The organism is Cystobacter fuscus (assembly GCF_044360685.1).
Taxonomy (GTDB): Bacteria; Myxococcota; Myxococcia; order Myxococcales; family Myxococcaceae; genus Cystobacter; species Cystobacter fuscus_C.
The window spans coordinates 1052943-1077838 of sequence record NZ_CP043491.1 but is presented as its reverse complement, the minus strand read 5'-3'; the positions used below and the strand labels follow the sequence as shown (position 1 = coordinate 1077838).

The window sequence follows — 24896 nt, the reverse complement described above, 5'->3', positions numbered from 1 at the left end:
TCACGGCTTGCCCGGCTCCGTGCTGAAGGCGAGCCGCTGGATCTGCCGGTTCACCTCCTCCTGCGCCTCGCGCTGCTCCTGGGAGAGCCGCTCCAGCTCCCGGGCGATCCCCTCCAGCCGATCCTCCTGCTCGTTGAGCTTGGTGACGAAGCGCGCGACCAGCTCGCGCTGCGGCGTGCCGCTCTTGAGCGACTCGATGTTGGCCCGGATGCGCTCCTGATCCTTGAAGAGCTGCGCCCGCTCCTCCGTGCGCTGGCGTACCTCCTCGGAGCGCCGTGCCACGCGCTCGCGCAGGGAGATGATCTCCCGCAGGCTCCGGGCCACGCGCTCGTCAATGAAGCCCGAGCTCAGGAAGAAGCTCACCTCGTCCAGGCCCGTGTTGGCCAGCAGGTAGGTGCGCTGGCGGCCCGAGGACTCCGTCACGGTGAACGTCTCCGACCCCCCCGCGGCCAGCCCCCGCGTGAAGCGCCAGTAGTGGTCCGTCGTCTCGTCGGGCGCGCCCACCTGGTCCAACCGCCACCCCTCCGTGCGCGGATGCTCCAGGAAGAGGATCTGCGCCCGCTTCGCCTTGTTGCGCAGGTGGTAGTGGGTGCGCCGCATCATCATGAACTCCACCGTCAGCACGCCATGGCTCACCATGGCCCGGCGCACCGGCCCCTCCTCGGAGCGATCCTCCACCGACACCACGAACCCGAGCTCCACCGCGTAGGGCACGAGCCGCCGGTCCTCCGGCTTCATGGTGTCCAGCATCGCCTCGCCCACGTACGTGTCCCCCTCCGTCACCGTCACCGGGCCCCCTTCCAGGGTGAGCCCCGTGGTGTTGCGCAGCTCCAGGCACGCCAGGGGGTTCTTCTCGCGCGTGGCGCGGTTGTAGAGCAGCACCCGCCGTCCCTCGAAGGGCCGGTGGAGGATGGGCACCAGCGCGCTCTGGTTGCGGCGCACCGTCACCGGGTGCTGCACGCGGTACTCGAAGAGCTCGCCCACCTCCTTCGTCACCGTCTGCACCGCCGCGCTGCGCTCCTGGGCCTCGCGCCGGGGCAGTCCCCCGGTCGACATGGCCCGCATCATGGGCGCGGCCACGGGAGCGGACGCGGCCATGGGCGCCACCACCGCTTCCGGCTCCGCGGCCATCTCCCGCACCGCGCCAAAGCCCTCCTCGGGGATGACGGGCGCGACGGCCGCCTCGGTGCGCACCTCCACCACGGGCCGCCGCAGGTAGCGCGGGTTGTACAGGTCGTGCACGAAGGACACCGGCAGCCCGGCCATGAGCGTCAGCTCCACCTGCTCCCAGTCCTCGTCCCCGGTGTTGTCCACCACCGCCCAGCCCTGGAGCACCGGCGGCTTCCCCTCCTCCAGGAGCATGCGGTAGCTCGTCTTCCACACCGGCGCTTCCAGCACGTAGGAGACGAACAGCTCGCGCTTGCCCTCGCCCGCGGTGAGCACCGACACGCGCTTGCTGTCCTTCTTGTACGAGGAGAGCATCGTGGACAGGTAGAACTCCAGGTCCGCGCGCACGGCGTCATCCAGGAAGGTGAGCTCGGCCACCTCCAGCAAGTCGAAGCCGCGCAGCGCCGCGCCCACCAGCAGCGTCAGGTAGGGCCGCTCCACCGCCGTGTCGCCTTCGGCCACGGGCATGGAGTCGAGCCCCACGATGACGCCCTCCACGAGCTGCTCCGTGCCCACGCGCACCCGCACCCGCGCGCCCTTCACCTGCCCGAGCAGCGCGGTGAGGCTGCCCGACTCGGGAATGCGCAGGGTGATGTCCTGCAGCCGCTGCTCCAGGGGCCGGGTGGAGTCGTAGCTCACCGAGGACACGGAGCCGCCCGACAGGTCCAACACCGTCATGGACTTGAGGACGTCGTTCATGTCCCGGGCCTTGAAGTCCAGGTGGAGCGTCTCACGGCCCTCCACCGTGCCCCGACGCTCGAAGTAGCCAACGCCATGCTTGTAGAGAACGACGCGGCGGATGGGCAACGACGGGGACATGCAGCGGCTCCAGCGAAAGATGGGAGGGGCTTCACCCCCGGTGTATCAAGTCCCCCATGCGAATGCGTTTCCCTTTCCGCTCCGCCTCCATGACCCTGGGCATGGCGCTCGTCCTCCTCGCGGGCTGCCAGAGCACGAAGTCCGGCGGCCTCGCCCCCACCCCCTCGGAACCCCCCACCGGGACCGCCCCCTCCGCGACGTCCCCCTGGCAGCGCGCCCGGGTGGGCGACGCCGTCACCTACACCTTCTCGGCACAGCAGGGCGCGGCCCCGGGCGGCACGGCGCGCTCGCTGCGCGGCCTGGTGGCGCTCGAGGTGGTGGCCGTGCAGCAGCCCTGGGTGTGGGTGAACGTGTCCTTCACGGACGAGGCCGGCAAGCCCCTGGCCCCGGTGTGGCTCGCCTGGCCGCAACTGCTCCCGGTGCGCTCGGACGTGACGCGCCCCATCGAGGTGCCCCCCCTGGGCGAGCCCGCCGCCGAGCGCCCCACCGTCGCCGGCCGCGCCTGGGACGCCCAGCGCTTCGAGAAGGACTCGCGCCCGGTGGATGGCCCGCTCGTCACGCGCGTGTACGCCACCGAGCCCGGACCGCTCTACCTCACCCGGGGGCTGCTCAGCGCGCGCACGCAGACCGCGGGCTTCCACGTCCCGGGCGGCAGCGAGCTGACGCTGCGCGACTTCCGCGAGGGCTCGTCCACGGCCAGCCCCGCCGCGCCCGCCCTGGAGCGCCCCCTGGGCTCCGGCACCTATTATGACCGGCGCCTGGAGCAGGGCCCCACGCCCACCCTGACGCGCGTGTGCTTCGGCGCCGAGCGCGGCTATCTCCTGCGCACCGAGGCCCCGCTGGACACCCAGGCCGCGCCGTGCACGAACTTCGCCGAGGCCGAGCCCGAGCCCCTCGAGGAGGTGCTGACGGGACTGGTGTGGGAAGCGGTGGCCGTGCCATGGCCCCCCGCCACGGCGGCCACCGGCGCGCGCGGCACCTTCGAGGCCGAGGGCCACGCGGTGCCCGCGCTCACGGCGCAGCGCACGGAGAACGACGGGAGCACCCAGCGCGTCCTCTCGGAGACGTACGCGGCCGACCCGTGGTCCCCCACGCTCGCGGGGCTGGCGCGCGAGGCGCGCTTCCAGCCGCTCGCCGAGAGCACCGAGCGCGTGGAGAAGGGTGGCAAGCGCGAGCCCGAGGGCGGCTCCCGGCTCGTGCGCTGGGGCTCCTGGTTGAGCGGCGCGAAGTAGCGCCCACCCAAAGAGGACGCGAGGGGAGGCGGCATGCCGGAGTCCGTATACTCCCCGGCACCATGAAGCCGCCCTCGAAACCCCCGTCGAAGCCCCTCTTCTTCGCGACTCCCGCCGACTGGCGCGCCTGGCTCGAGAAGCACCATGAGCAGCAACCGGAGCTGCTGGTCGGGTTCCACAAGAGGGATTCGGGCCGCCCCAGCATCACGTGGCCCGAGTCGGTGGATCAGGCGCTGTGTTTCGGCTGGATAGACGGAGTGCGCAAGCGGCTCGACGAGCACAGCTACACCATCCGCTTCACCCCCCGGAAGCCACGCAGCATCTGGAGCAGCGTCAACATCCAACGCGTCCGGGAACTCACCGAGCAGGGATTGATGCGTCCCGCGGGACTCCGGGCCTTCGAGGCCCGCACGGCGGAGCGCTCGGAGATCTACGCCTACGAGCAGAAGCAGGAGGCCGCGCTGCCCGAGGCGTATGACAAACAATTGAAGGCAAACAAGAAGGCCTGGAGCTTCTTCCAATCGCAGGCGCCCTGGTATCAGCGGACGGCCCTCCACTGGATCACCAGCGCGAAGAAGGAGGAGACGCGGCTCAAGCGGCTCGCCACCCTCCTCCAGGACTCCGAGGAGGGGCGCACCCTGCGCCACCTCACCCGGACGCCCCCGACGTCGAAGTGAGCACCGCGCCGCCGCCTACCTGCGCACCTCGGGCGGCACCTGCGCCAACCACCCCACCTCCAGCGCGCCCCACAGCCCGAGCAACACGGCCTCGGCGGCGTCGTGCCGCAGCGAGGTGGGCCGGGGCGCACCGGACCAGTCAATCACCCGGCGCGCGAGCACTCCGGCCGCGTCCTTGGCGACACCTCCGCTGCGCTGCTCGCGGGCGTACAAGAGCCGCGCCCGCCAGTCCTGGGCGGACACGCGCAGCACCGGAAGCGCCCGCCGGAGGGCCTCGCGCTCCCACACCTCGGCGATGGGCCCCCCGCCCTCCAGCACCAGCCACGCGAGCGGCCCGGCCGAGTGCAGCACCGCGGGCACCGCGCGCTTGAGCCGGGACGGGGAGCCAAAGTTCTGCGAGCGGTACCAGCGCAGCCGTCCGTCCTGGCCATAAAAGGCCAGCCCCGAGCGCAACCCGAGGTCCACCGCGAGCAGGCCCGGCGCCGCGGGCGCCTCCGGACTCACCCCGCCTCCGTCCAGGCGATGTCCACGCGCGTGCTCCTCGTCCTCAAGTCCAATTCCATATCTCCGAACACCGTGCATTGAAGCACACCGGGACGGATTGTCTTCTTTCGAGGGTTCATGGCGCTCCACCCCCGGGTCCACTCGACAGCTTGGGGAGCTTGCCGGGATGATCCGGCGGGAGGGAATCGGGCCGATGGCGACATGGGTCCGAGTGGGGGGTTCCACCATGAGCGACGAAAAACCCGTGAACGTGACCCAGCAAGACGCCAGCCTTCTGGAGCTGAGGAATGTGAGCGACTTCCTCCGGCACCAGAAATCGGCGGTCGCCGCGCCAAACATCGTCACGGGCCAGAGCAACTCGGCGAGCTATCCCTGGGCCGTGGGCGGTGACTTCGGCATCGACTCGTGCCTGAAGAACCAGGATCCGCCGCCGGGATGCTGGGTGGACGGAGAGACCGTCCATGGCGACATCTACATCAAGACCCAGAACTGGGGCACCTACACGCGGCCGATCTTCGCCTACCTGAAGTACGTGAGCACGTACACCTATCCGAGCGGCGCCACCCAGCACTACACCACGACCCAGACCGTGGGCCTCACGGAGACCTTCACGAAGGAGGTCAAGGCGAGCTACTCGGTGGGCGCCAACATCGACATCGTCAATGTCGGCTCCAGCATCGAGACCGGGTTCTCCAGGTCGTCGTCCTGGTCCCAGCAGACGATCCAGAGCTGGACCACGACGCTGCAGGGGCCCGCGACCTTCTATATCTATCAGGTCGCACTGGTGTACGCCCACTGCGCCACGGCGGCGGGCAGGAGTTGCGCCTCCAGCTTCAAGTACCAGCGCACCCGTGTCATCAATGATTGGCGGACTGATCTCTATTACCTCTCGTCCATCAGCAAGAAGGACATGGTGATTTTGGGCAAACCCCTCATTCCGCTGAGCTGGGACCAGGTCCAGCAATACGTGCTGATCGACAACTGGAACACCTGGTACTTCGATTACAGCGCCTACAGCGATCCGTTCCGCCGTTACTAGGCGCCTCCCCGCACGGTGGGAACGCGCGGGTGACCCGGGTTGGCCGTGTGCTCGTCCACGGTGGAAACGAGCAGGCGCCCCTTGGTGAAGGCGGCACCGCAACCCCCTGGAATCACGGGGTGACGCTGGAACCTTCCGGAAAAAAGGCCTCGAAAAAAGCGCCGATGTCGAGAACCCTCGTCCCGCTCCGACTCCTGGGTGAAAGCGCGCTCCAGGGAGGAGCGCCCGAACGAAAGGAATCGACCAATGAAGTACCTCCTGATGATGCACACCCCGGGCAAGGGCCCCTACCAGATCACCCAGTGGTCGCAGCAGGACTTCAAGGCGCACATCGCGTTCATGAAGGACTTCGCGAAGAAGCTCGGGGAGTCGGGCGAGCTCGTATCGGCCGAGGGCCTGGCAGGCCCCGATCAAGCCAGGCGCGTGCGTGCCGGAAAGGATGGCAAGCCCATCACGGACGGCGTGTTCCCCGAGGCGAAGGAGTTCCTCGTCGGGTACTGGATCGTGGAGGTCGGCAGCCCCGAGCGCGCCTACGAGATCGCCGCACAGGCCTCCGCCGCCCCGGGTCCTGGCGGCGCGCCCCTCAACATGGACATCGAGGTGCGGCAGGTGATGAGCGGGCCACCTCCCGAACTGCTCTGATGCCCCCGTCACTGGACATCCGCACCCAGCACCTGTTGCGCGACCTCGCGCCGCGGGTGCTGGGCGCCGTCATCCGGCGGTTCCGCGACTTCGCCGCATCGGAGGACGCGGTGCAGGAAGCCTTGCTCGCGGCGGCGACGCAGTGGCCGAGCCAGGGCCTGCCCGGCAATCCACGCGCCTGGCTCATCCAGGTCGCGTCACGGCGCATCACCGATCACGTCCGCGCCGAGGCGGCCCGCCGCCACCGCGAGGCGCTCGTGGTCAGCCTGGTGCCCCCGGAGGAGCAGCTCGCCCTGGCCGCGGATGAGGCACACGCCACGGAGCGGGATGACACCCTCGACCTGCTCTTCATGTGTTGCCACCCCGTGCTCTCGCCACCGTCCGCGATCGCGCTCACGCTGCGCGCCGTGGGTGGCTTGACGACCTTCGAGATCGCCCGCGCGTTCCTGGTGCCGGAAGCGACCATGGCGCAGCGGATCAGCCGGGCCAGGCAGAGCATCAAGGACTCGGGGGTGCCCTTCCAGGTGCCCACGGACGAGGAGCGCGCCGAGCGCCTCGGCGCCGTGATGCACGTGCTGTATCTGCTCTTCAACGAGGGCTACACGGCGACCTCCGGCCCAGCGCTCCACCGAGACGACCTCTCGGGGGAGGCCATCCGCCTCACGCGCATGCTCCATCGCCTCGTGCCCGAGGAGCGTGAGGTCGCGGGGCTCCTGTCGCTCATGCTCCTGACCGACGCGCGGCGCGCCGCACGGACCGGACCGGCGGGAGAGATCATCCCGCTCGACGAGCAGGACCGGACCCTGTGGGACCGGGACGAGATCACCGAGGGACTGGCGCTGCTCACCGCGACGTTGCCGCGAGGCGAGGTCGGCCCGTATCAGGTGCAGGCGGCGATTGCCGCGGTACACGACGAGGCCGCGAGCACCGAGGAGACGGACTGGGCACAGATTCTCGAGCTGTATGGCCTGCTGCGGGGCATGTCCGACAATCCAATGGTGGCACTCAACCAGGCGATCGCGCTGGCGATGGTCCACGGCCCGGCCGCGGGACTCGAGCGGCTCGACGCACTCGACAGGGACGCGCGCCTCGCGGGTCACCATCGCCTCGACGCGGTCCGCGCGCATCTGCTGGAGCGGGTGGGCGACAAGGAGGGAGCCATTGCCCACTACCGGCGCGCGGCGGAGCGAACGACGAGCCTGCAGGAGCGCAACTACCTCCTGACGCACGCGGCCCGGCTGAGCGAGACCCGGAAGTAGCAAGTCTCAGGGCGGTGCTCGCGCGGCCAGTCAGGGGCTCACCCCCGGTTTGTCCGGGTGAGCTCGTGCGTCAGCTCGATGCCCGCGTCCAGGTGCAGATCCTGGATGAAGCCCCGGCCCGCGATGGGCCGGGTGTGTTCGGGCCGGGTGGAATACCGGACGCACTCGGCATGTGAATAGACGGAGCCGTGAGCCATGAGTTCGAGACAGTGGATGTACCGCTCCATGCGGGCACGGTCGGTGGCGCCAAGACCGAGGGTGTCGTAGAGGGCGGCCATCCCCGCCTTGACGGTGAGGAACCGCTGGACCGTCTCGTCGACCAGGGCGGCGGTGCGTTCCAGGGCCTGGGCGGTGGTGAGGTTCTCCGAACGCTCCATGGCGAGGACCACGTTGACCTCTTGTTGATGCCGGTCCTTCGGAAGGGAGAAGACGTCGTTCTGCAGCAGCACGATGTCGATCACGCATTGGCGCAGCGTCTGGATCTGGCTGGTTCCAATGACAGACGCGGGTATCTCGAAGCCCTCCGCGACCTCGATGAAATCAATCATGGCATTCATGCCGATATCGAGGCGGCGGATCTCGAACGCGGTCTGGGTGTCGATCTCACTGAGGCGTTTGCGGAAGGTGGTCATCCGGAGCACCCCGATGAGGTACCATCTCAAGTGGTCGCGGAACCGGGCCATCCAGGTCGTGGACATCATCGGGGTGAGCCGGTGGAGGATATCCGCGATGCCCCGCGCGGCCGCGTTCCCGCCCGGTATCCCGGACGTGGCGTAGAGAACACCAATCATGTTCTCGGTGATGCGGGCCACCCGCTCCGGCTGGTTCCCGAGAGGGCCGGCGAACTGGTCGTCGTACAGGAACCCCCAGGTGATCCACTCCGTGGCCAGGTCCAGGACGTCACCGCGCCCGGTGGGCAGACAGTGTCCGGTGAGACGTCCCCAATTCCACGCCTCCAGTTGCCCGAGCGCGAAATCGGTGGTGGCCAATCCCATCTGGCGGGCCCATTCGACGCTGTGACGTTGGGCCTGTTCGATGTCGGGACTGAGGTCACGAGGGAACGGAAATCGGAACTCGATCGCGGCACGCTGAGTGTCCATCTGCAACGGCGCTCCTAGGAGGCAGGTGTGGAGGAACGGGGAACGGCGGTCATCAGGACCTGGTTGGGTCGCAAGACCGCGCGGGGAACCTCCCGGACACGGTGGCCGGGCACCGGGACGAGCCGCCACCGGGCGGCGATGGTGGCGACAGCGATCACCATCTCGGTGCGAGCGAAGACGTCACCGATGCACTTGTGTTTCCCGTCCCCGAAGGGGATGAAGGCATGACGCGGAATCTTCTGCATCCGTTCCGGCAGCCACCGGTCGGGGTCGAATCGCAACGGCTCCGGATGGAGACGGGGGTCGCGATGGACCATCATCGGGCTGATGATGACCTCGGCCCCCGCCGGCAGGTGGGTGCCCGCCAGTTCCACGGCGCGGGTGGTGCGCCTCGTCAACACCCAGATGGGCGAGTGCCGGCGCAGCGTCTCGGAGATCACGTTCTGGAGGTACTGCAACCGGGGCAGATCCTCCGGGGTGACGGGCCTGCCACCCAGCTCGGCGTCGACCTCGGCGTGGAGGCGCGCTTCCACCTCGGGGTGGCGTCCCACTTCGTGGAAGAGCCAGGTCAACGCGGTCGCCGTGGTCTCGGACCCGGCGACGAACAGACCGGAGATCTCCATCCGGAGCTGTTCATCGCTCATCCCCTGGCCGGTCTCGTCATCCTGTGACGCCAACAACGCGGACAGCAGATCCCCCTGGTCGCGGCCATCCGCGCGCCGCGCTTCGATGTACGCGGCGATGATCTCATTGAACCGGGCTTTCTTGCGCACGAAAGCCTGGTTGATTGGAATTGGCAGCATTTCGAAGAAGCGGCCAGAGAGCAGGGTGTGGAAACCCACCCAGGAGTTGGCGGCGTCGATGTAGTCGCCGATCTCGGCGGCGATGCGCGCCTCGGTGTTCGCGCCGAACAGCGTCCCGGTGACGGCATTGAGCGTCAGACGCTGCATCTCCTCGCGCAGGGAGAGGTGGGCACCCGGCGACCATCCGGCAATCTGCGCGTCCACTTGCCGGTGGATCGTCTCCATGTAGCCGTGGATGCGCGCGCGGTGGAACCCTGGCTGTAGGAGCTTTCGTTGCCGCCGGTGAAAAGCTCCGTTGGAGATGATGAGCCCCTTTCCGATCGCGGCGGCCGCCTTGTCGAAGATGCGCCCCCTCTCGAAACTCTCGGCGTGAGTGACCAGCACCTCATGGATGCACTCAGAAGAAGTAACCACATACAAGGGCGAGGGCCCGACCCGGATCTGGACGATGTCACCGAGTCCACGTAACGACTGCAGATAGTCGAGAGGTGAGCGCAGCAACCGGAGCGCATGGCCAAGCAGCGGCAACCCGCCTGGCGCCCCTGTGAAGGAGGCAGGGGGCGGAGAGGTCACGGTGTTCATGGGGGTGGACGCTCCTCGCTGGATGATTCCCCGCGGCGGCCATGGCCCACGTCGGGAGATCCGAAAGTTGGAGAGGAAAGCCTGGGCGGGAGGCAATGTTTCTCCTAGCGGAATCCCGGGTGGCCAGCAACGCAAGTTTCCCACGGAACATCGAGAAGACCCAGTGATGAGGCCCACGGGCCCAACAGGTGAAGTCACCTCCCGAGCACTCGCGGGGCTCGGCGCACTTCGCTCCGTCCGGGCCAGGCTCCGGTACCTCCGCCGCGAAGGGGTCATGGAGACAAAATGCCCATGCGGGACAGGTCATGTGGGAAGCGCGGTGCCGTCCTCCAGGTCACCGGACGAGCACCCGAGTCCAAGAGCACTTGCGCATGTGGCGACGTGACGACCATGCCCCGCCAGGGACGAGCCGCAAGCGGCTCGACATCCTGGTCGCGATCAGGGCCCTGGTGGTGTTCCGCCCATGCGTGAGCGCCGAGCTGCTGGAAGGAATCAGCGTAGACACCGCACGCCCCCCGGCAAGGTGTCGGGCGAGTGCCCCAACCATGAGTTGACGCGGGTGTGCGTGGAGGTGTCAGCGGCGACGAGGGACTCGACGTGTGGAGCACCTCCAGCGCGGAGCGTGAGCGAGCGGATGGGACCTCCATCCCAGCGGGCGATCCCTTCAACGAAGTGAACCACGTGTTCGACCGGTGACCAGGGCCCTACGGCACCGGCTCGGCCCCCCACACCGTCCACCATTGGTGGCACCACGTCCTCGACGGAGCACACGTCCTCGGTAATGCTTCCCGAGGGCTTGTTGCTGTGTCGTGATGTGGAGGGGCATATGCCGGAGGGATGGTTCGTATCGCGAGGGAACGGAAGTGCGCGAAAGAAGGCCGTGTGCGCACTGGCTCTCGCGGGCTTGGTACTGCTCTCGGGGTGTACCATGAGGCTGAGCGACCCGCTGGAGATGACCCCATCGCTCCAGAGTCAGTCTTGCATGTTCAGCCCCGGGTGCATGGCGCCAGCAGCCAGCGGAGAAATCATACCTGCGACGCCTGCGGTGATAAGGGCCGCGCAGAGAGTGCGGGGACTGCTCACGCTCAAGGACTTCCTGGACGAGGCGGAGGTGGCGCGAGTGGAGGCAGTGCTGGTGCAGTGCGCTCGCGAGGCGGACTTCGAGGTCAACGAGCGCGAGTATCCTCGAGAAAGGTATCCAAGCGACGCGGAGTGTAATCGAGAGGTAGGCCGTGACAGGAATGGTGATCCTATAACCCGCGCCATGAAACTCGGAATCATGAAGCATGAACGAGCGTTCGCATGTGTCGAGCGAGAACTCGGACGGGACTTCTCGGAGCATTTCACCCGCGAGCCTCGTTATGGCAAGGACGCCTCCACGGAAACGTATGTCCTCACTGAAGAGGGCCTGGGCTCGCTCGTTCCCGACATCGTGCTGCACCTGGTGCGAGATGCCACCCGGATCCAATTCCTCTATGACTTCTTCTTTCCCTGTACATCCAAGAGCAAGAGTGATCCGCTGGGTCCAGGCAGGCAGGTACTGATCAAGAAGTTGGTGAAGTATGGACCGCTGGCGAAACGTCAATCCCGTGCCCTCGTCACCCCTCAGTTGGGAATCAGCCGATGAGCCGTCGCAATCCCCGCATCCGCCACTACGCCGCAACGCCTCATGGAGAAGTGCTCGTCCAGCGGGACGTGGTTCGGCTCGTGTTGCACCTGCCTTTCGACCATGCGGACCTCTCCGCGGGAGTGAACCGTGCGCTCGACATGTACTTGAGTGCCGTGGGGCATGGACCGGAGATCCTGTCCGAGTGGTGTGACGTGAAGGGCGAAGACGATCTATTTCCGCTCGATGCTCAGGGCTGGGACTTCATCCGCTCCGAGTTGTCCCCGCCCCGGGGGGAGCGGTTCCTGGATGACGTCCCCGATGAACGGTACGTGCTTCGCCGAGTGAAGAAGCAGTTCGATCGTTCCGTGGAACTCTCGGGTGGAGAGGGGGGCCTGAGCGGCTACGGCTTCTTCTATTGGGCACGGCTACCATGGCGCACTCCACAGGCGGACGAAGTCAGTCTTGTGAGTTTCTCGTGGCCCACCGAGTACATGGAGGCGCGGGGCCCCGGGAAAATGCGAGCGGAGATAGAGCAACTGGCCGCGATGCTGCCCTATGCATCGGGCCACGCGGGGCTGGCGTTCTATTCGCCCAGCGTATGGGGGCCCGTCATGAAGGACATTCACGAGGAGGCACTGCGCTACCCGGGCATGGACGTGACCCACGGGCAGCGAGCGCTGGGCACACGGGTGGACGGGGTTCACTGGCTCAACTTCCTGGGCCCGGAAGTGCTGGCGCAACTGGGCGGAGTCGCGGCGCTCCGCGCCCGGCTGCACGCACCGACCACCACGGTGACAGCCCTGGAGGAAGAACGGGCTTTGGTAGCACTGGGTCCGGAACCCGAAGCAGGAGACGTGAGCCAAGGCGACACGTTACCGGCTTGGCGCGAACTGGCTCGTGTGCTTGAGCCCTGGCTCCTTCCCTTCCCCCACTACCTGTCCTGGCAGGATAGTCCGCCTGACACCGCAAGCCGCTGGTGGCGGCGATTCCTCGACTGAGCTAAACCGCAGGTATCGAGGAAGACTTCCTCTCCTTTAATTTCAACGTGGGCGCCACAACTCGCGTACATCCGATTCACCAGCGCGCTAGAATTTTCGTCAATCAGATCCGAGAAAAGCGACTTCACCCTAGGCAAAAAAATGACATTTGAGCCTGCCTCCCTATGTATTGAATGTGCAAAGCACTCCAGTCTCAAACGATTCATCGAATCTCGCGGCAGCATAGGCTTCCACTGTGCCGTTTGTGGGCAAGCGGACTCGACTGCTTCACGACCGGAGGACGTACGAGACATCGCAATGATTATTCGTGGCCTAATACGCTTCTACTACTCGGAATGGGAGTACAACGGGCACATAGGCGGCGAAGAAATAGAATCACTGCTTTTCAAAGAAAACAAAATTCTAACACTCCAATCAGAACCCGGGCGCAACCGCGACATCTACAACATAGAATCCTTCCTAAAAGAATCCATTTTCAACAATCCTCACGAAGGAATTGCTATTCATGCTGGCTACTCTGATCACGTCCCCCTACCACCACTCACAGCAATCTCAACCCACCCATCTCCTCTGTTAAAAATCAACCAGCTTCACTCCTGACACCCACAAGGAGCGGGTCATGCAGGCCAGGGCAGTGCTCCGCGACACGCCACCATCGCCCGGCTGGCATCCGCTCGGCCCTGACGACGAGTTGCTGCGCACGCTCCTGCCCGACGAGGAAGTCTGAACATCACCCTCACCATCACCAGCTCTTGTCGTGCCGCCCCACCTGTTCGGCGCGATGGGGCTCGACAACCACCGCCGACTGGGTTCTCTTCTCCCAGGTCTGCGGCGTCGACCCCCGCGGACCACCCTCTCCATGCGATGGCTCTCGCTCCTCTTCTTGCTCTGCTCCACCCCAGCCGTGGCTGCTCCGGAGGGGTCCCCCCGCGGAACCTCCCGCAAGAAGCCGAAGGCGCCCGCACGGGAGGTGCCTTCGCGCACCGGGACCCGACCGGCCACAACGCAGCCCACGCAGCAGATGCGCTACTCCCTCGCGCTCGCGGGTGGCGGGTTCTACGGCGGTGGCTTCAACCGAGGCCCCCAGGGCTCGGCGCAACTCACCTTGACGCCTCCCGGCTGGGGTCGCTTCTCCATCGACGTGGAGCTCGGCTGGCGGCTGGCGCGCTTCCGCGAGGACATCCCCGGCACCGGCGTGGCGGTCTCCGCCCTGCACTCCATGCCCCTTCTCGCGGTCGGGCGGATGAACCTCGTGCGGATGGCTCACCTCGGCGCGGACGTGCGCGTCGGCGTGGGGCCGCTCCTGGCACTGCACCACCTCTCCAGCGACTTCTCCGCGAGCTCCGTGCGCTCGGCGGTCGGCTGGGAATTGCTCGCGGGAGCCCAGCTGCGATTCCCGCTGGGGGCGCTCGAGCCGTTCCTCGACGCGCGGGTGGGGTTCGGCGAGGCGAACATCCCCTTTGTCCTCGGGCGCTCGACGGGTGTGCAGGGGCTCCTGGGTGTGAGGTATCAGCTGCCATGAGGAAGCTCGTCTCCATCGCCGCGCTGCTCTTGCCCCTGGCCTGCCGGGACTGGCCGGAGCCGGCCATCCGCTCGGTCTCGCCGTCGGAGATGCGCGCGAGCGAGGCCACGGCGCTCGCCGTCGACACCGAGTTGGTCCTGCCCGCGACGGTCGACTACGACAAGGGGAGCGTCGAGGTGGACACCCGGGCGTCGGTGCGCATCGGAACGCTCGAGGTGCCCACGCTCGCCGTCTCGCCCACGGGCGTCATCTCCACCCGCGTTCCGTCGGTGCTCGCGCCTGGCAGCTACGACGTGAAGGTGACGCTCGGGGACGGCCGCACCGCCGTGCGCCCGGGCGGCCTCACCGTCGTCGAGGGGGAGTGGCCGGAGGGCTACAGCATCGATCCCATCGGCCCGCAGAAGCGCCTGGAGCCCTTCACGCTGACGGTGCGCGCGACCGGCGCCAACGCGGCGGCGTTCCGCGGCAACGTGCGCCTGGACACAGGGGCCGGCGGCACCATCGGCCCGCGTGTGAGCGAGCCCTTCGTGGACGGGGTCCTCACGCAGCAGGTCGTGGTCAACTCCATCCAGTCGGACGTGGTCATCCTCATCACCGACATCGCTGGCCACGAGGGCAAGTCGAACACGTTCCTGGTGCAGTGACGGGGTGACTCGAGAGGACGGCGTCGCACGGCCCCTGCTCCCGGCCGCGGCACCATCCTCCTAAATCTCGATGAACTTCGTCCCCGGGAGAGGACCATGACAGAGGGGAGTGCCTGGCAGGGCCCCTGGAAGGTGCGCCTGTACGAGCGGGTTCGAGAGCTCGGGTACACCTCGCTCACTGCCTTCGCGGAAGCGCGCCCTGCCGTCCCGCTGTACTTGCTGGCCGAAGAGCTTGGCAAGGACGACGTCGCCGGGGTGCAGGTGTTGAGCGGGCTGCTCGCCGAGGCGGAGCAGCGCAAGCAAGTCACGCGCTTCGTGCGTGATGTACTCGTGCGCCTCTTTTCCCAGAGCGTCCCTGACGGCTGGCCGGCCGTGATGGACGACGCCAACCGTTTCAAGGTCGCCGAGGCACTTGGCTCGTGGTCTGCCTACACCCCTGAAACCCATGAGGAACGCGTCGCACGAGCCAGGGCAGCGCTCCGCGCCACGCCGCCACCGCCCGGCTGGCGTCCGCTCGGCCCTGACGACGAGCTGCTGCGCACGCTCCTGCCCGACGAGGAAGTCTGAACCTCAACCCCAAGAGAGGACGGCGTCGCAAGGCCCCTACTTCCGGCCGCGCACCATCTTCCCCTTGGTCAGGTGCCCCACCGCCTCGCCCAGTCCGTCGAGCGTCAGGGGGAACATGTCGAACACGTTGCGCACGGCGGCGATGGTGTTGCCCCTCCACGTCTGGATGGGCTCGGGGTTGAGCCACACGCTGCGCTCGAAATGCCGCGCCAGCTCCATCAGCCACACCAGCCCCTCCTTGCCTTCATCCAGCGCATAGCGGCCGTACACGTCCGTGCGCAGGGTCAGCTCGTAGGGCGCCATCAGCGCGTCCCCCACCATCACCAGCTTGTAGTGCCGCCCCACCTGTCCGATGAGGTCCGGCACGCTGATGCCACCCGTCAGCGTCGCGTTCTCGAACACGCGGCCATACACGCAGTTGTGGAAGTAGTAGGTGCGCAGCTCCTTGAAGTGCGTGGCCTGCTTCGCCACCGAGAACAGCCGGCTCACCAGGTGGGCGTACGGGTCCATCGAGCCGCCCACGTCCATCATCAACACCACGCGCGTGTTGGGCCGGCGCGGCGGACGCGTCACCACCTCCAGCTCGCCCGCGTTCTTCGCCGTCGCCGCGATGGAGCCCTCCACGTCCAGCTCGTCCGGCGCGCCCTCGCGCGTGAAGGCCCGGAGCTTGCGCAGCGCCACCGCCATCTGCCGCGTGTCCAGCACCACGTCGCCCCGGTAGCCCTGATACGCCCGCGCCCCGGCGAGCCGCATCGCCTGTTTGCTGCCACTGCCCGCGGGGCCTCCCACCCGGAAGCCCTCGCGCGGCTGCCCCGAGTGCCCGAAGGGCGACGCGCCCCCCGTCCCAATCCACTTCGGCCCGCCGTCGTGCCGCTCGCGCTGCTCCTCCAACCGCTGCTGGAAGAGCTTCTCCAGCTCCTCCACGTCGAACTGCTCCAACAGCGCCCGCTCCTCCGGCGTCAGCTCGCGCCGCTCCCGCGCCTCCTTGAGCCACTCGAGCAGCTCCTCGGTGAGCTGCTGCCCCGCGGCCTCCACTCCCTTGAAGTGCGCCAGGAAGGCCTGATCGAAGGCATCCAGGTGCGTCTCCGAGTGCACCAGCAGCGCGCGCGCCACGTGGTAGAAGCCATCCAGCGAGCTGTCATGCAGCCCCGCCTTCAGCGCCCCCGCGAGGGAGATCGCCTCGTGCGCGCCCACCGGCACCCCGCGCCGCCGCAGTTCGTAGAGGAAGGGCAGGAACATGGGTCGCTCCGCTCAGGCCTTCGTCCGCCGGCCGCGTCCGAACGCGTCCGCCACCGCCATCAGGTCCTGCTCACGCTTGAGCAGCGCCCCCAGGAACGGCAACTGCTCGTCCAGCTTCACCTGGGTGACACCGTTGGCCTTGAGCACGGCGATCCAATCCACCAGCTCGCTCGTGGACGGGCGCTTGCGCAGCCGCGTGAAGTTGCGCAGCTCGTAGAACACCTTGAGCGACTGCTCCGTGAGCGATGCGTCCAGGCCCGGGTGGTGCACCTCGACGATGCGCCGCATCAGCTCCTGGTCCGGGAAGTCGATGAAGTGGAAGACGCACCGGCGCAGGAAGGCGTCCGGCAGCTCCTTCTCGTTGTTGCTGGTGATGATGACCACCGGACGGTGCGTGGCCACCACGTCCTCGTTCGTCTCCGTGATGCGGAAGCGCATCCGGTCCAGCTCGTGGAGCAGATCGTTGGGGAACTCCACGTCGGCCTTGTCCACCTCGTCCAGGAGCAGCACCACGCGCTCCTTCGAGGCGAACGCCTCGCCCAGCGGCCCCAGGCGGATGTAGCGACGGATGTCGCGCACGTCCCCATCGCCAAAGCGCGAGTCGTACAGGCGCTGCACGGTGTCGTAGACGTAGAGCCCGTCCTGGGCGCGTGTGGTGCTCTTCACGTGCCAGGTGAGCAGGCGCAGGCCCAGGCTCTGGGCCACGGCCTCGGCCAGGAGGGTTTTTCCCGTGCCCGGCTCGCCGCGCACCAGCAACGGACGCTGGAGCGTCAGCGCGCAGTTGACGGCGGCCTGGAGGCCCTCGCTGGAGAGGTAGGTATCGGTTCCGTGGAAGCGGGAAGGAGGAGGCGTCATGGCGTGCCGACTCCTTTAACACCCCCCCGTCCCGCCCGCCCGCCTGGAGGACGAGTCCACCCCCGCCTCCGGCGGCTCACCCTCCGCCCCCCTGGATGCCTGCCCCCATGCCCCTCCCCCCGGGCCCAGGCAGGCCCTACTTTCCCACGGACCTCTCTCTTCCACGCGGTGTGGGTGATGGGCATGACCGACAGTCTCCGCATCGTCAGCTACAACGTCCGCTACTTCGGGCACGCCCTGCGGGGTCTGGCCAGCACGCTGGGCCCCAAGCGGCGGGTGGCCGCCGCGCTGGCCACGTTGGAGCCCCTGCCCGACATCATCTGCCTGCAGGAGGTGGAGACGCAGTCGTTCCGCAGCAGCGTCGCCCACCGCCCCTCGCGCCCCGGCGAGACCCAGCTCGAGGCCTTCATGGGCCGCATGGAGGAGACCTTCACCCTCCTCAACCGCCCCATGCCCTACGAGGCCTTCTACTTCCGCGCCCACCGCTACGGGGTGCGCGACTTCTCGCTCTACACCACGGGCCTTGCCATCCTCGTCAACACCCGGCGGCTCTCGGTGGACACCCACAACGTGGACGCCCCCCACCGCATCACCCACCACCACGTGCAGATGCTGCGCGAGCGCAAGCAGAGCCGCATCTGCGCCCACATGCGCCTGGTGCGCCAGGAGGATGGGCTGCCCCTGCATGTCTTCAACACCCACCTGAGCCTGCCCACGCCGTTCGCCCGCGCCTTCTGGGCCACCCGGGACAAGATGGGCAACGGCATCAACCAGTTGCACGAGGCGCGCGCCCTGGCCGAGCTCGTCCAGCGCCACTCGGGCGGCGAGCCCTTCGTCGTCTGTGGGGACTTCAACTCGCCCCCGGCCTCGCCCGTCTACCAGTTCTTCTGTGACGAGGCGCGCTTCACCAGTGCCCAGGCGGCGGTGGGGCAGATCGATCCGCGCTTCTCCCGGGGCTTCCCCACCGCGGGCTTCATGCACATGCGCATGCACCTGGACCACATCTTCTCCGGCGAGCGCGTGCGGTGGCTCGACACCGACGGCACGCACGCCTTTGGCGACCTGCGCAGCTGCTTCCATGGGCTGTCGGACCACATGCCCCTCATCGCGCGCTTCCAGGTGGAGCCCCCGGCCGCGCGGGCCGAGGCGTCCGTGGCCCCCGCGCCGTGAAGTCCCCGCCCCCGTCCGCTCGCTCGCCGCCCGAGCGGGGACACGATGCTCCGTGGATTCGCCCGGAAGGGCTCACGGCACAGCCGGGCCATCTCCACCCTACCCATCAAAGAGGCCGCCCTTTCGGGAGGAGGCATGTCTGGAGATGACTCACGGCGATGGATGGATGCGCTGGCGGATCCGCTCGTGGCTTGCGACGCGGGCGAGCGCGTGCGCTACCTGAATCCCGCCGCCGAACGCCTGCTGGGTTGGAGCGCGGGGCAGCTCGTGGGGCAGCCCTTCTCGCGCCTGCTGCCCGTGCGCCCGGAGACGTCCGGCGAGCGCTCCTTCCTCCACGCCTTGCTCTCCAAGGACTCCGGCGGGCAGCCCGTGCGGACCGTCCTCCTGCGGAGCGATGGGTCGCGGCAGGAGGTCGACGTGACGGTCGGGTGCTCCGGCCAGGAGCGCGAGGAATACATCAGCGTGCTCGTGCGGCGCCCCGCCGAGGTCACGTCCGGGGAGCGCGCCCACCAGCTCGTCTTCGACAACGCCCCCCTGGGCCTGTTCCACTTCGACGCGGCCTCCACCCTCCTGGCGTGCAATGACTATCTCGCGCGCATCATCGGCGCGGCCCGGCCCCGCATCATCGGGCTGCGCCTGCTGTCGCTGCCGGACAGGCCCCTGGCGGACTGCGTGCGCGACGTGCTCGACGGGCGCCATGCCTATTACGAGGGGGACTACCACTCCAGCACCTCGGACAAGGTGACGCCCGTGCGCGTGCACCTGGCCCCGTGCATCGGGGAGCATGGCGAGGTGGAGGGCGGCGTGGGCATCGTCGAGGACATCACCGAGCAGCGCCACGCGGAGACCGAGCGCACCCGCCTGCTGCGCGAGGCCCAGGAGGCCATCCGCGTGCGGGATGACTTCCTCACCATCGCCTCGCACGAGCTCAAGACGCCCCTCACCCCCCTGTCGCTGCGGCTGGCGGGCATGGAGCGCCGGCTGGAGCGGCAGGAGCCGGTGGACCCCGCCCTGCTGCGCCACGCGCGCCAGCACCTCATGCGGCTCACCGCCCTCATCAACGACTTGCTGGATGCCTCGCGCATCGAGGCGGGCCGGCTCGCGTTGCATTTCGAGCCCACTCGCATCGACATGATCGCCGAGCGGGCCCTGGCCAGCATGGACGCCGAGCGCGGCCAGCACCGCATCGACTACTCGCACCCGGAGGAGCCCGTGCGCATCCGGGGTGACACGTTCCGGCTCGAGCAGGTCATCGCCAACCTGCTGGAGAACGCCCTCAAGTACAGCCCCGGCACCAGCACCGTGCGCGTGGCACTGGAGGTGCGCGGGGACTTCGCGCTGTTGACCGTGTCGGACGAGGGCATTGGCATCCCGAAGGATCAGCAGGAGCTGCTCTTCGAGCGCTACTTCCGCGCGCGCAACGTCTCCATCACCTCCTATGGCGGACTGGGACTGGGGCTCTACATCAGCCGAGACATCGTGGAGCGCCACGGGGGCCGCATCTGGGTGGAGAGCGAGCTGGGCCGGGGCTCGACCTTCTACGTGGCCCTGCCGCTGCTGTCCGCCGTCAACCCCACGCCCCCCGAGCCCCACGCCCTGTCCCAGCACCTGCATTGAGCGGGAAGCAAGAAGGCCGGGCCCCGCTTCCCCACGAGGGAAGAGGAACCCGGCCTCCCGTCACGGCGCAGGGGGACTCAGCGGGCGGCGCGGCGGCGGCGAGCCATCGCGAGCAGCGAGCCCAGGGCCATCAGCACGAGCGAGGAATCACCGCCCGAGGCCGAGCAGCCGAACCCGCCGCCGAGGTAGGCGATGTCCGCCTCGCCCACGGTCCACGTCCGGGAAGCCGGGGTGGCATCCACGACGCCGCGGGCATCACGGGCGCGCACCTCGAACGTGTGCTCGCCCTCCGCCAGGCCGGTGTAGGTCACCGGCGAGGAGCAGGAAGCGAACTCCGCGCCGTCCAGGCGGCACTCGAACGACACGCCCTGCTGCGAGCCGAAGGTGAACGTCGCGTCGCGCTCCGCCGTGGTGCCCGACGGGCCCGAGGAGATCTCCGTGTCCGGCATGCGCGCGCTGTCCAGCACGGTGAAGGAGCGCGGGTCCGACTCGGGGCCGACATTGCCGGCCGCGTCCCTGGCCCGGGCCGTCACCTGGTGGGGACCGGGGGCGAGTCCGCTGGCGGTGTAGCTCCACTCGCCCGCGTCATTCGCCGTCACCACGAACTCCTGCCCATCCAGCAGGAGCGTCACGGTGCTGCCCGGCTCCGCGGTGCCAGTGATGACCACGGGCGAGTCGGACTCCAGCGCGGCACCCTCCGCCGGAGCCACCACCACCGGAGCCTCGGGCGCGACGGTGTCCACGGTCCAGGTGAAGGAAGCCGGAGTCGCATCCCTGTTCCCCGCCGCATCCACCGCGCTGACCGTGAGCGTGTGCACGCCCTCGATCACGATGAGCTCCAGGGACTCCGTGCACGCGATGGGCTGACCGTCCAGGGTGCACACATACGTCCCGGGCAACGACGCATCCTCCGCGCGGAAGGTGAAGGCCGCGTCCGTGGTCGCGGAGAACTCCGGGGGATGGGTGACGATGAAGGTCTCCGGCGCGCTCGCATCCACGGTGAAGTGGCGCACGGGAGCCACGGTGCTGTCGTTGCCCGCGGCATCCGTGGCGGAGGCCGTCACCGCATACGTGCCGTCCTCCAGCCGCGCCGTCCTGAAGCTCCAGTTGCCCACGCTGTCCACCGGCGCCGTGCCCACGGACGAGCCGTTGAGGTACACCGTCACCCAGGTGCCCACCTCGGCCGTCCCCATGATGATGTTGATGCGCGTGTTGACGAGCGCCCCGTCGTCCGGAGCGGTGATGACGGGAGCCGCGGGAGCGGTCGCGTCCACGCGGAAGGTGCGGGTGTTGGACTCGGGGCTGGTGTTGTTCGCCGCGTCCGTGGCCGTGGCCTTCACCGCGTACGTCCCGTTCGGCAGTTCCGCCGTGGTGAAGCTCCAGGCCCCCGCGCCATCCACGGGCGCCGTGCCCACGACCGAGCCGTTGAGATAGACCGTCACCGTGGTGCCCACCTCGGCCGTGCCCGAGATGACGTTGACACGCGTGTTGACGAGCGCTCCATCGGCCGGAGCGGTGAGGACAGGAGCCGAGGGAGCGGTCGCGTCCACGCGGAAGGTGCGGGTGTTGGACTCGGGGCCGACATTGCCCGCCACGTCCGTGGCCGTCACCTTCACCGCGTACGTGCCGTCCGTCAGTTCCGCCGTCGTGAAGCTCCAGTTGCCCAGGGTGTTCACCGGCGCGGTGCCCACGGCGGAGCCGTCGAGGTAGACCGTCACCGTGGTGCCCGCCTCGGCCGTGCCCGTGATGACCGGCGTGCGCGTGTTGAACAGGGTGCCCTCGTCGGGTGTGGACACCACGGGGGCCACCGGAGCCGTCACGTCCACGTGGAAGGTGCGGGTGTTGGACTCGGGGCCGACATTGCCCGCCGCGTCCCTGGCCGTCACCTTCACCGCGTACGTCTCTCCGTCCGTCAGCTCCGCCGTGGTGAAGCTCCAGGTCCCCGCGCCATCCACCGGCGCCGTGCCCACGGCCGTGCCGTTGAGATACACCGTCACCGTGGAGTCGGCCTCGGCCGTGCCGGTGATGACCGGCGTGCGGGTATTGACGAACGCCCCGTCGGCCGGAGTGCTCACGACCGGCGCCACCGGAGCCGTCACGTCCACGTGGAAGGTGCGGGTGTTGGACTCGGGGCTGATGTTGCCCGCCGCGTCCGTGGCCGTCACCTTCACCGCGTACGTCCCTCCGTCCGTCAGCTCCGCCGTGGTGAAGCTCCAGGCCCCCGCGCCATCCACCGGCGCCGTGCCCACGACCGAGCCGTTGAGATACACCGTCACCGTGGAGTCGGCCTCGGCCGTGCCCGAGATGACGTTGACGCGCGTGTTGACGGGCGCCCCCTCGGCCGGAGCGGTGACGACCGGCGCCACCGGAGCCGTCGCGTCCACGATGAAGGTGCGCGTGTTGGAATCGGCGCTGGTGTTGTTCGCCGCGTCCGTGGCCGTCACCTTCACCTCGCGGGGACCCTCCAGCACCGCGCTGATCTCATAGGTCCACTCACCCGAGGCGTTCGCGGTGGCGACCCCCACGGGCACGCCATCGATGACGACCGTCACGGTGCTGCCCGCCTCGGCCCTGCCCGTGATGATGACGGGAGTGGTCACATACGAACCCTCGGTGGGTGTCGACACGACCGGTGCGGCGGGGGCCTGCGTATCGATGGTGAAGGTGCGGGTGTTGGACTCGGGGCTGACATTGCCCGCCGCGTCCGTGGCCGTGACCTTCACCGTGTACGTGCCGTCCGTCAGCTCCGCCGTGGTGAAGCTCCAGTTTCCCGCGCCATCCACCGGCGCCGTGCCCACGGACGAGCCATCGAGGTAGACCGTCACCGTGGCATTGGCCTCGGCCGTGCCCGTGATGACGGGACGCGTGTCTTTGGAATGGGAGCCCTGGGCGGGCGTGCTCACCACCGGAGCGGCGGGCACCAGGGTGTCCACGTTGAAGCCGCGCACATTGGACTCGGGGCTGACATTGCCCGCCGTGTCCGTGGCCGTGGCCTTCACCGTGTGGCCTCCCTGCGCCAGGTCGAAATCCGGCGCATACGTCCAGACCCCCGTGCCGCTCGCGGACACGGTGACCGGAGGCCGGTTGTCCAGGTAGACCGTCACCGTGGTGTTGGCCTCGGCCGTGCCCTGGATGACGGGACGGAGCGTGCTCAAGAAGTCGCCCTCGCCCGGCACCGTCACGACCGGGGCCTCCGGAAGGAGGGTGTCCACGGTGAAGGCATTCGCCGTGCTCTTGAAGCTCTGGACGCCATCCAGCTCCGTCGCGGCCTGGACGGAGTGAGCCCCCTCGGCCAGGGCATCCAACAGCGCCACGACGTAACCACCCGCCGCGTTGGAGATCCCCCGGCCCGCCTCCCTGCCATCGATGTAGATGACCACGGTCGTGTTGGGCGTGGCCGTGCCCGCGACATTGGGGCGCGCGCTGTTCGTGGAGGTACCGTTGCCGGGCGCGCTCACCGTGGGCACGGTGGGCATGACGAAGCCCCGATCGATCGTCTCCACCCGGCCGCCCGCGCCCCTTTCCGCACCGTACGACGCCCCGCCTGGCGCGGAGGGCTCCTTCTGACTGCCCGACAAGCCGCCCAGGACGCTGCTGCTATCGGCCACGCAGCCAGCGCCGTTGGCGGCCTGCAACAGGATGACACCGCCACCACCACCACCACCCGGACCGACCTGCTTGGTGTTGGGGCTTCCTCCGTTGCCACCGCTGGCATCGATGTCACCGCAGGTCGCGCTCGTGGCCAGGCGCAGGTGGATGCTGCCACCCGCTCCACCACCGCCCCCGGCCTCCGTGTTGCTGAAATAGCCCGTGGAGCCCGTCGCGAGCAGGCTTCCCCCGCCTGAGAGGGAGAGGGCACGGATGAAGATCACGCCACCTCCGCTGCCCCCTCGCGGGACGGACGCCGGGCTGCCGTGACCCGCGCCACCCCCACCGCCAGGAATGAACCGACCGAGGAGCGAATAGTCGCGAATGGGCGCTCCGGCGAGGCCACCCACGCTCCGGCTCCCATCCGGGGAGGAGGAGAACCCTCCCATGCCGCCCTTGCCATGGTTGGCGCCTCCGCCTCCGCCAGACCTGAGGCAGACACCCCCACCGCCGCCATTGAGGACGTAGCCGCGTCCCGTATGGCCAGGCCCATGGTAGGCATTGGCGATGCCCTCTCCTTTTTGAGCCCCCTTGGCCGCGGACTCCGCACCCGAGCATCCCGTCGAGCCGCTCCCACCGGAGTCACCGACGAACACGCCCCCCCGGAAGCCCGCCCCGTCCGCGCTGATCATCCCCAGGTTGCGGACAGTGCCCGTGGCCAGGAACGCCAGGACCCCTCCCACCTTGCCATCCCAGGGCTTCGCGATGATGGTCTCCTCCGGACCCACGTTGACGTCGGTGAACTCGGGCACCCGGATGACCTGGGTCACCTGCGCCGCGTACCCACGAACGAGCGGCGCCCTGAGCTTCAGCGTCGTCCCCGACACGGACTCCACCCGCGCCAGCTCCCAGCGGCCCACCTCGGTGCTGTTGAGAGAAGTGGGCGGCGCGGGGTCCTCGACCGGGGGAGGAGTCCCCAGGAAGCCGGTCGTCTGGAACACCATCACCAGATCCCCGCCCGCGAAGCAGGGCGACGCCGTGCAGGCGGTGACCGAGAGCTCCGTGTCCCCCTCCAACAGGGGCGACACCACCTGGGCATAGCTGTTGACGGTGCTCTCGGCGCCCGCCCGGAACGCGCCGTTGTGCCCATCACCCAGATAGAAGGTATCCGGCTCGGCCAGCGCCGCCGTCGAACCGAGCGCCAGCACCCACAGCGCGGCCGCGAGCCACTTCGTGAAGAGTGTGTTCTTCATGGTCTTCCTG

Annotated in this window: 21 protein-coding genes and 1 pseudogene; 15 read left to right on the top strand and 7 right to left on the bottom strand. The window is 68.5% G+C overall.

Features of this window, described 5'->3' with window-relative positions:
* Complete coding sequence (locus F0U63_RS04510; RefSeq protein WP_395844054.1) at positions 1–1986, bottom strand: hypothetical protein; 1986 nt, start codon at positions 1984–1986, stop codon at positions 1–3.
* A 56-nt stretch (positions 1987–2042) separates the two neighbouring features.
* On the opposite strand from F0U63_RS04510, the gene F0U63_RS04505 reads away from it, so the two are divergent.
* Positions 2043–3218 carry a DUF6068 family protein gene (locus tag F0U63_RS04505; RefSeq protein ID WP_395844052.1) on the top strand — a complete coding sequence of 392 codons (1176 nt, stop codon included), beginning with the start codon at positions 2043–2045 and terminating at the stop codon, positions 3216–3218.
* A gap of 62 nt (positions 3219–3280) precedes the next feature.
* A complete protein-coding gene (locus tag F0U63_RS04500; protein WP_395844050.1) occupies positions 3281–3895 on the top strand; it encodes a YdeI family protein in 615 nt (204 codons plus the stop codon).
* Positions 3896–3910: 15 nt separating this feature from the next.
* Here the strand turns inward: F0U63_RS04500 and F0U63_RS04495 are convergent, their stop codons facing one another.
* Positions 3911–4399 (bottom strand): hypothetical protein, encoded by a 489-nt coding sequence (locus tag F0U63_RS04495; protein WP_395844048.1) that lies wholly within the window; start codon positions 4397–4399, stop codon positions 3911–3913.
* Positions 4400–4625: 226 nt separating this feature from the next.
* On the opposite strand from F0U63_RS04495, the gene F0U63_RS04490 reads away from it, so the two are divergent.
* The 3 genes from F0U63_RS04490 to F0U63_RS04480 all read left to right on the top strand — a co-directional run bounded on the left by F0U63_RS04490 (position 4626) and on the right by F0U63_RS04480 (position 7339).
* Positions 4626–5438: a monalysin family beta-barrel pore-forming toxin gene (locus F0U63_RS04490; RefSeq protein ID WP_395844046.1), complete on the top strand. Its 813-nt coding sequence runs from the start codon at positions 4626–4628 to the stop codon at positions 5436–5438.
* Between the two features lie 246 nt (positions 5439–5684).
* Positions 5685–6080: a YciI family protein gene (locus F0U63_RS04485; RefSeq protein WP_395844044.1), complete on the top strand. Its 396-nt coding sequence runs from the start codon at positions 5685–5687 to the stop codon at positions 6078–6080.
* On the top strand, positions 6080–7339 hold the full coding sequence (locus F0U63_RS04480; protein WP_395844042.1) for an RNA polymerase sigma factor: 1260 nt from the start codon (positions 6080–6082) through the stop codon (positions 7337–7339). The genes F0U63_RS04485 and F0U63_RS04480 overlap by 1 nt, the downstream gene beginning before the upstream one ends.
* Before the next feature lie 38 nt (positions 7340–7377).
* Here F0U63_RS04480 and F0U63_RS04475 read toward each other — a convergent pair whose 3' ends face one another.
* Both F0U63_RS04475 and F0U63_RS04470 read right to left on the bottom strand, forming a co-directional pair.
* Entirely contained in the window at positions 7378–8439 is a 1062-nt protein-coding gene (locus F0U63_RS04475) for a terpene synthase (RefSeq protein WP_395844040.1), read from the bottom strand.
* A gap of 14 nt (positions 8440–8453) precedes the next feature.
* Positions 8454–9770, bottom strand: a complete 1317-nt coding sequence (locus F0U63_RS04470) for a cytochrome P450 (protein ID WP_395844038.1) — start codon at positions 9768–9770, stop codon at positions 8454–8456.
* A gap of 615 nt (positions 9771–10385) precedes the next feature.
* On the opposite strand from F0U63_RS04470, the gene F0U63_RS04465 reads away from it, so the two are divergent.
* From F0U63_RS04465 to F0U63_RS04430, 8 genes and pseudogenes are all read left to right on the top strand, one after another.
* Complete coding sequence (locus tag F0U63_RS04465) at positions 10386–10520, top strand: hypothetical protein (protein ID WP_395844036.1); 135 nt, start codon at positions 10386–10388, stop codon at positions 10518–10520.
* Between the two features lie 232 nt (positions 10521–10752).
* On the top strand, positions 10753–11451 hold the full coding sequence (locus tag F0U63_RS04460; RefSeq protein ID WP_395844034.1) for a hypothetical protein: 699 nt from the start codon (positions 10753–10755) through the stop codon (positions 11449–11451).
* Positions 11448–12431, top strand: a complete 984-nt coding sequence (locus tag F0U63_RS04455) for a type VI immunity family protein (RefSeq protein ID WP_395844032.1) — start codon at positions 11448–11450, stop codon at positions 12429–12431. The genes F0U63_RS04460 and F0U63_RS04455 overlap by 4 nt, the downstream gene beginning before the upstream one ends.
* Before the next feature lie 297 nt (positions 12432–12728).
* Positions 12729–13031 (top strand): hypothetical protein, encoded by a 303-nt coding sequence (locus F0U63_RS04450; RefSeq protein WP_395844030.1) that lies wholly within the window; start codon positions 12729–12731, stop codon positions 13029–13031.
* Positions 13018–13158, top strand: a pseudogene (locus tag F0U63_RS04445) (NUDIX hydrolase); the annotation flags it as partial. The gene F0U63_RS04450 and the pseudogene F0U63_RS04445, both read left to right, overlap by 14 nt.
* Before the next feature lie 294 nt (positions 13159–13452).
* Entirely contained in the window at positions 13453–13953 is a 501-nt protein-coding gene (locus F0U63_RS04440) for a hypothetical protein (RefSeq protein ID WP_395844028.1), read from the top strand.
* Positions 13950–14597, top strand: coding sequence for a hypothetical protein (locus tag F0U63_RS04435; RefSeq protein ID WP_395844026.1), 648 nt, complete (start codon positions 13950–13952; stop codon positions 14595–14597). The genes F0U63_RS04440 and F0U63_RS04435 overlap by 4 nt, the downstream gene beginning before the upstream one ends.
* Before the next feature lie 96 nt (positions 14598–14693).
* Positions 14694–15164, top strand: coding sequence for an NUDIX hydrolase (locus F0U63_RS04430; RefSeq protein WP_395844024.1), 471 nt, complete (start codon positions 14694–14696; stop codon positions 15162–15164).
* Positions 15165–15200: 36 nt separating this feature from the next.
* On the opposite strand, the gene F0U63_RS04425 is transcribed toward F0U63_RS04430, so the two are convergent.
* Together F0U63_RS04425 and F0U63_RS04420 are read right to left on the bottom strand one after the other, a co-directional pair.
* Positions 15201–16403 (bottom strand): VWA domain-containing protein, encoded by a 1203-nt coding sequence (locus F0U63_RS04425; protein WP_395844022.1) that lies wholly within the window; start codon positions 16401–16403, stop codon positions 15201–15203.
* Between the two features lie 12 nt (positions 16404–16415).
* A complete protein-coding gene (locus tag F0U63_RS04420) occupies positions 16416–17258 on the bottom strand; it encodes an AAA family ATPase (protein ID WP_395844020.1) in 843 nt (280 codons plus the stop codon).
* A 183-nt stretch (positions 17259–17441) separates the two neighbouring features.
* Between F0U63_RS04420 and F0U63_RS04415 the strand changes: the two genes are divergently transcribed.
* Together F0U63_RS04415 and F0U63_RS04410 are read left to right on the top strand one after the other, a co-directional pair.
* Positions 17442–18428 (top strand): endonuclease/exonuclease/phosphatase family protein, encoded by a 987-nt coding sequence (locus F0U63_RS04415; RefSeq protein WP_395844018.1) that lies wholly within the window; start codon positions 17442–17444, stop codon positions 18426–18428.
* A 135-nt stretch (positions 18429–18563) separates the two neighbouring features.
* On the top strand, positions 18564–20045 hold the full coding sequence (locus tag F0U63_RS04410; RefSeq protein WP_395844016.1) for an ATP-binding protein: 1482 nt from the start codon (positions 18564–18566) through the stop codon (positions 20043–20045).
* Positions 20046–20122: 77 nt separating this feature from the next.
* On the opposite strand, the gene agmC is transcribed toward F0U63_RS04410, so the two are convergent.
* Positions 20123–24886, bottom strand: a complete 4764-nt coding sequence (gene agmC, locus F0U63_RS04405) for an adventurous gliding motility protein AgmC (protein ID WP_395844014.1) — start codon at positions 24884–24886, stop codon at positions 20123–20125.
* Between the last annotated feature and the right edge of the window lie 10 nt (positions 24887–24896).